Genomic DNA, 3,966 nt, shown 5'->3' with positions numbered 1-3,966 from the left:
GCAGCTACGCTGCTTGAAGGATCTCTTTAAGGCGAAGCATGATACAAAAGCGGAGGGATTCTTCACTTCACTTTGGTAGCTGACGGTTCTTCAGAATGGGGTTAAACACAAAAAAAAAAGCGGCACAAAGGCCGCTTTGGAATAAAGCCCTGGCAATGACCTACTTTCACATGAGGAAACCTCACACTATCATCGGCGCAGGTCTGTTTCACTACTGAGTTCGAGATGGAATCAGGTGGTTCCAGACCGCTATGGTCGCCAGGAAAACTGGTTGTCCTAAACTGGTCGCAGGAGATGTTGGGTTAAGACCCAAGCTAGTAATCTCTGTCTTCCAGTTAAGGCTGGTAAAGAATTTAAGGGTAACACAAGTGCCTTTCGGCTTCACTAGTTTTTAATCTTTGCTTACCATAACCCCCGAAGCAATTCAGGTTATATGGTCAAGACAATCAGCCAATTAGTACGAGTTAGCTTCACACATTACTGCGCTTCCACACCTCGCCTATCAACGTCGTAGTCTTCAACGGGCTTCATGGGAAAACTCATCTTGAGGGAGGCTTCCCGCTTAGATGCTTTCAGCGGTTATCCCGTCCGAACTTAGCTACCCGGCAATGCAACTGGCGTCACAACCGGTACACCAGAGGTTCGTCCACTCCGGTCCTCTCGTACTAGGAGCAGCTCCTCTCAATTTTCCTACGCCCACGGCAGATAGGGACCGAACTGTCTCACGACGTTCTAAACCCAGCTCGCGTACCACTTTAAATGGCGAACAGCCATACCCTTGGGACCTGCTTCAGCCCCAGGATGTGATGAGCCGACATCGAGGTGCCAAACACCGCCGTCGATATGAACTCTTGGGCGGTATCAGCCTGTTATCCCCGGAGTACCTTTTATCCGTTGAGCGATGGCCCTTCCATTCAGAACCACCGGATCACTAAGACCTACTTTCGTACCTGCTCGAGCCGTCACTCTCGCAGTCAAGCACCCTTTTGCCTTTACACTCTTGGTACGATGTCCGACCGTACCGAGGGTACCTTTGTGCTCCTCCGTTACTCTTTGGGAGGAGACCGCCCCAGTCAAACTACCCACCATACACTGTCCTCAACCAGGATTACTGGTCCAAGTTAGAACCTCAATAATAACAGGGTGGTATTTCAAGGTCGGCTCCATGCGAACTGGCGTCCGCACTTCATAGCCTCCCACCTATCCTACACAGTTATCATCAAAGTCCAGTGCAAAGCTGTAGTAAAGGTTCACGGGGTCTTTCCGTCTAGCCGCGGGTACACTGCATCTTCACAGCGATTTCAATTTCACTGAGTCTCGGGTGGAGACAGCGTGGCCATCGTTACGCCATTCGTGCAGGTCGGAACTTACCCGACAAGGAATTTCGCTACCTTAGGACCGTTATAGTTACGGCCGCCGTTTACCGGGGCTTCGATCAAGAGCTTCTCCGAAGATAACCCCATCAATTAACCTTCCGGCACCGGGCAGGCGTCACACCCTATACGTCTTCTTTCGAATTTGCAGAGTGCTGTGTTTTTAATAAACAGTCGCAGCCACCTGGTCTCTGCGGCCCTCACCAGCTTCGTTTCGCAAGGAAACTAACCAGCAAGGGCGTACCTTCTCCCGAAGTTACGGTACCATTTTGCCTAGTTCCTTCACCCGAGTTCTCTCAAGCGCCTTAGTATTCTCTACTTGTCCACCTGTGTCGGTTTGCGGTACGGTTCTCTATAAGTTATGGCTAGCAGCTTTTCCTGGAAGCTTGGCATCAATGACTTCCCTGCACCCCGTAGGGTCAGGACCACTTAGCACCTCTGCGTTAACAAGAAACCGGATTTGCCAAGTCTCTCCGCCTACATGCCAGTACCGGGACAACCAACGCCCGGCTCACCTAGCCTTCTTCGTCCCCACTTCACCACTTATAAAAAGTCCAGGAATATTAACCTGGTTCCCATCGACTACGCTCTTCAGCCTCGCCTTAGGGGCCGACTCACCCTGCTCCGATTAACGTCGTGCAGGAAACCTGGGACTTCCGGCGAGAGGGTTTTTCACCCTCTTTATCGTTACTCATGTCAGCATTCGCACTTCTGATACCTCCAGCAGACTTCTCAATCTACCTTCATCAGCCTACAGAACGCTCCCCTACCACGTGCACTTAGTGCACATCCGCAGCTTCGGTGTATAGTTTTAGCCCCGTTACATCTTCCGCGCAGGCCGACTCGACCAGTGAGCTATTACGCTTTCTTTAAAGGATGGCTGCTTCTAAGCCAACCTCCTGGCTGTCTGGGCCTTCCCACATCGTTTCCCACTTAACTATAACTTCGGGACCTTAGCTGGCGGTCTGGGTTGTTTCCCTCTTCACGACGGACGTTAGCACCCGCCGTGTGTCTCCCGTGATTCAATTAACCAGTATTCGGAGTTTGCATCGGTTTGGTAAGCCATGACAGCCCCCTAGCCGAAACAGTGCTCTACCCCCAGTAATCATTCACGAGGCGCTACCTAAATAGCTTTCGGGGAGAACCAGCTATCTCCGGGCTTGATTAGCCTTTCACTCCTAGCCACACGTCATCCGATAATTTTTCAACATTACCCGGTTCGGACCTCCAGTTGGTGTTACCCAACCTTCATCCTGCACATGGCTAGATCGCCCGGTTTCGGGTCTACTCTCAGCGACTCTCGCCCTTTTAAGACTCGATTTCTCTACGGCTTCCTTATTCAGTTAACCTCGCCACTAAAAGTAACTCGCTGACCCATTATACAAAAGGTACGCAGTCACACTTCCTAAGAAATGCTCCCACTGCTTGTACGCAAACGGTTTCAGGTTCTATTTCACTCCCCTCTCCGGGGTTCTTTTCGCCTTTCCCTCACGGTACTGGTTCACTATCGGTCAGTAAGGAGTATTTAGCCTTGGATGATGGTCCACCCATCTTCAACCAGGATTTCACGTGTCCCGGCCTACTTGTTCGCATGCCTAGTTCTTCATTACTATGTCGTATACGGGACTTTCACCCCCTACGGTCAGACTTCCCAGACTGTTCTACTTCTAGTAATGATAAATCATGCCAGGCTCTTCCCCGTTCGCTCGCCGCTACTTAGAGAATCTCAATTGATTTCTTTTCCTTCGGGTACTTAGATGTTTCAGTTCCCCGAGTTCGCCTCTGTAACCTATGTATTCAGTCACAGATAACCTACTCACGTAAGTTGGGTTCCCCCATTCGGACATCTCTGGATCAACGCACGTTTCCAACTCCCCAGAGCTTTTCGCAGGATTCCACGTCCTTCTTCGCCTCTTACTGCCAAGGCATCCACCGTTTGCGCTTCTCTTCTTGACCATATAACCTCAATCACCTCTTTGCTTCAGCTTTTTTCGCTACTCGTCGTCATCTTCATTCGCTCGCTCAGTCACATATTTATGTATGCTCCTTCGCTCTCTCATAAAAATGCCTCGATTAGCAAAAAAATTTTCGCAAATCATTCTTAGGTTATAAACTGACAAAAGATTAAATACTAATTCGCTTGTGTTTACCCTTTCTTCTTTACCAAATTGTTAATGAACGTCCGGATTAACCAGATTAAAGCAATCTCTCTAAAAATCACTTTAATCTGATGCATCCTACAGAAACGTTGGTGGAGCCGGGGAGGATCGAACTCCCGACCCCCTGCGTGCAAGGCAGGTGCTCTCCCAGCTGAGCTACGACCCCCTTTTTTTGACTGCGATATTTAACTTTACTCGTCGTTATCGATACTTTCTCGCTCGGTCATATACATAAGTATGCTCCCTCACTCGTTCGCATCGATGCCTCGATTAAAGTTAAATCTCTTGCAAAAACTTGCTTTGCTAACTTTCGCTGCCGTTCTATCCAACAGGGAAATTTGTCAAAATTTATTAGATAGCCCCTGGTCAGCTGTTTGACCATGCTTGGTCGCTTCGCTCCCTCGCATTGGAGTCTCTTCTAGTCGTTTCTGTCT

1 tRNA gene and 2 rRNA genes are annotated in these 3,966 nt (G+C 49.4%); all 3 read right to left on the bottom strand.

Features of this window, described 5'->3' with window-relative positions:
- Window positions 1–147 precede the first annotated feature (147 nt).
- Window positions 148–263: ribosomal RNA gene (gene rrf, locus Ljam_RS11685) — 5S ribosomal RNA — on the bottom strand.
- A 170-nt stretch (window positions 264–433) separates the two neighbouring features.
- Window positions 434–3,329 (bottom strand): 23S ribosomal RNA (locus Ljam_RS11680).
- A gap of 293 nt (window positions 3,330–3,622) precedes the next feature.
- Window positions 3,623–3,698: transfer RNA gene (locus Ljam_RS11675), tRNA-Ala, on the bottom strand.
- Window positions 3,699–3,966: the final 268 nt, after the last annotated feature.

This window comes from Legionella jamestowniensis (assembly GCF_001467745.1).
GTDB classification, from domain to species: Bacteria; Pseudomonadota; Gammaproteobacteria; order Legionellales; family Legionellaceae; genus Tatlockia; species Tatlockia jamestowniensis.
The sequence above is the reverse complement of the archived record's forward strand: the minus strand, read 5'-3'. Positions and strand labels throughout refer to the sequence as shown.